The organism is Pseudomonas sp. (assembly GCF_026224925.1).
Lineage (GTDB): Bacteria > Pseudomonadota > Gammaproteobacteria > Pseudomonadales > Pseudomonadaceae > Aquipseudomonas.
This window is the reverse complement of record NZ_JAMFRV010000552.1, coordinates 1-2,413: the sequence shown is the minus strand read 5'-3', so window position 1 is coordinate 2,413 and position 2,413 is coordinate 1. Positions and strand designations below refer to the sequence as shown.

Sequence of the window (2,413 nt, the reverse complement as noted above, 5' to 3'; positions counted from 1 at the left end):
GCCGCTCCGACACCGAGGCCACCATCCCTGCCCCGATGAACAACATGGACAAGATCATTAACGCCATCAGCCAATGCAGCAGGCGCGCCAAGGGTGCGAAATGCGAAGGTTGGCCGTTCATTATTTTGGCTCCTGGGTCGAGGCAGATGTGGGCAACTGGTCCACTTCACTGGTCCGTCGCAGGTAAGAAGAAGCATAAACCGCAGAACGTGCGGCCAGCAGCGGGTCGTCAGAACCTTCAATGCCACTCGGCAACACCAGCGGGTCGTAATTGACGTCGCGGCAATCGCCGCTGAGTTGAGGCTGAGTGCTTTCCAATACCAACGTGCCGGCATTCACCGTACGGTGATCACTGCCCCAGGCTTTGCTAGCGTCGTTGATGGGGTCGCCGGCATTGGCCAACGTGAACACCAGGTTCCAGCGCAGCGGCCCGGCTGCTAAATGCTGATCCAGGTCCTTTTCCAAGTAATCTTTAGCGTCAGGAGCCTGCGCTCCGCTGTCATCCTTATTTACCGGCACCATGCTCCAGCGCACGGCCTGACGCTTGCCGTCAGCGCTGACAAGGTAAAACGAGTTGATGCTGCTGTAGTTTTCAGTGGTGTAGCTGGCGGGAGGTTTAGCGGTTTTGGCCCATGCCAGAAACGGCCCGGTTTCCGGATGAGCGGCGAAAAATGCAGGGGGCTTACTTGGGTCTGGTTTGCCAGTTGCAGGGTCCGGCGCGGTGGCTTGGAGCAACCCGTAAAAAGCCTCGGGCGTTCCCACCGGGAACACCGGCATGGCGTTCATTCCGGTTCGCCATTGCTGCCCATTGGCTTGTTTGAAACGCAGTGCCATGCTGCGGATGGGTACCGCACTGTCAGGCGAATACGGGTTACCCGTCGGCAATGCGAAACGGCCTACCACCGGTGTGCGTGTGGCACTGAGCACCTGAGCGCTGGAAAATTCGGCGGCAGCGCCGTTGCTTTCAAAATACCCTGCCACGCAAACACCTTTTGAGTGATTGCGCCGGAACCCTGGATGCACCCCATTGCTCTGTTCGAGTCGATCAGTGAATAATTTCGGCGTCAGGCGCTGGGGATCGAAATAACCACCCACGTAGGCGAAGACACCGGCGGCGGCGATTACCACCACGGCAATGCCGGCCAAGCGAAATAGAGTGTTTGCGGCACTCAAGGCCGGCTTTTGCGGGCGCGATGTCGGCGGTAAACGGTCAACCATGAAAAACTCCAGGGCCGTTGGCCTCAAGGTGTAGGTACTGTGTGACGATGGCGCAAAAGGATTATTCCAATCACCTACATTTATTTTTTCATGGACGGAATAAACCTTTATCGACAGGCGTCTCTCTGGTCACACGATCTGACTGATCATAGTTGCTGACTCGGAACCCGCAGGCCCATGAACGAATTTGACGATCAACTCCGAGAGCTACTGCCGCGAATGCGTCGCTTCGCGGTATGGCTGACCCGCGACCCCAGCAGCGCTGATGATCTGGTGCAGTCGAGCCTGGAAAAAGCCCTGTCACGCTGGGCGAACAAGCGCCCCGAAGGTGATTTGCGCGCTTGGCTATTTTCGATCCTGTATCGACAGTTTCTTGATGCTCACCGCCGCTCCCGGCGGTACAGCCGCATGCTGGAACTGTTTACCGGCGGCAAAGACGATCATTACGAGCCATCCGTCGAGCGAACCGTGGTCGCGCAATCAACACTCGAAGCATTTGGTTTGTTAAATACTGAGCAACGCGCCTTGTTGTTATGGGTATCGGTAGAAGGTCTTAGCTATAAAGAGGTCGCCGACATTCTTGATGTTCCTGTTGGCACCGTCATGTCGCGTCTGTCCCGCGCTCGCCAGGCCTTGCGCCAGCTCAGCGACGGTGAAATCACACTTCCTTCTCTGCGGATATTGAAATGATTACCCTGCCCCCCAGCGAACGCGACTTGCACGCTTATGTCGATAATCAACTCACCGATGCCGACCGCTTGGCCCTGGAAACCTGGTTGGCCGCGCACCCAGAACAGGCAGAGCAGATCGCCGCCTGGCAACTGGATGCTCAGCATTTGCGCGCCGCGCTAAGCGGTGGACTGCGCATGCCGCCTAACGCCGAACTTGATCCTGCATTCATTCGCCAACGCATGCGCCGTTCTTCCTACCGACATTACGCTACGGCGGCGGTGTTGCTGATCGCCGTCAGCGTGGGCGGTTTGAGCGGTTGGCAGGCTCGGGAAATGACCATGAGCAACAACGTTTTGCCCATGGCCGATGCCGTGCAGGCGTACCGGATGTTCGCAGTAAATGACAACATCGCCTCGGACTGGAACGCGGAAAAGACCAGCAATGCACAAGGCTGGCTGGACAAAAACTTCTCCCAGGCCAATCGGCTTCCGGACCTTGAGGCCGCAGGTTTCAAACCGGTCAG

3 protein-coding genes and 1 pseudogene are annotated in these 2,413 nt (G+C 57.5%); 2 read left to right on the top strand and 2 right to left on the bottom strand.

What is annotated here, in order from left to right; translation table 11 throughout:
• Together M0974_RS23175 and M0974_RS23170 are read right to left on the bottom strand one after the other, a co-directional pair.
• Positions 1-121: pseudogene (locus tag M0974_RS23175) on the bottom strand (cytochrome b); the annotation flags it as partial.
• Positions 121-1,218, bottom strand: a complete 1,098-nt coding sequence (locus M0974_RS23170; protein WP_297842377.1) for a catalase family peroxidase — start codon at positions 1,216-1,218, stop codon at positions 121-123. The gene M0974_RS23170 and the pseudogene M0974_RS23175, both read right to left, overlap by 1 nt.
• Before the next feature lie 177 nt (positions 1,219-1,395).
• Between M0974_RS23170 and M0974_RS23165 the strand changes: the two genes are divergently transcribed.
• Both M0974_RS23165 and M0974_RS23160 read left to right on the top strand, forming a co-directional pair.
• Positions 1,396-1,908 carry a sigma-70 family RNA polymerase sigma factor gene (locus M0974_RS23165; RefSeq protein WP_297842374.1) on the top strand — a complete coding sequence of 171 codons (513 nt, stop codon included), beginning with the start codon at positions 1,396-1,398 and terminating at the stop codon, positions 1,906-1,908.
• The coding region (locus tag M0974_RS23160) for an anti-sigma factor (protein ID WP_297842371.1) at positions 1,905-2,413 on the top strand (509 nt) is incomplete at its 3' end. The genes M0974_RS23165 and M0974_RS23160, both read left to right, overlap by 4 nt.

Excerpts from the sequence above, each read along its gene's own strand:
- M0974_RS23170 (WP_297842377.1), bottom strand. The coding sequence starts at position 1,218 with ATGGTTGACCGTTTACCGCCGACATCGCGCCCGCAAAAGCCGGCCTTG.
- M0974_RS23165 (WP_297842374.1), top strand. The coding sequence starts at position 1,396 with ATGAACGAATTTGACGATCAACTCCGAGAGCTACTGCCGCGAATGCGT.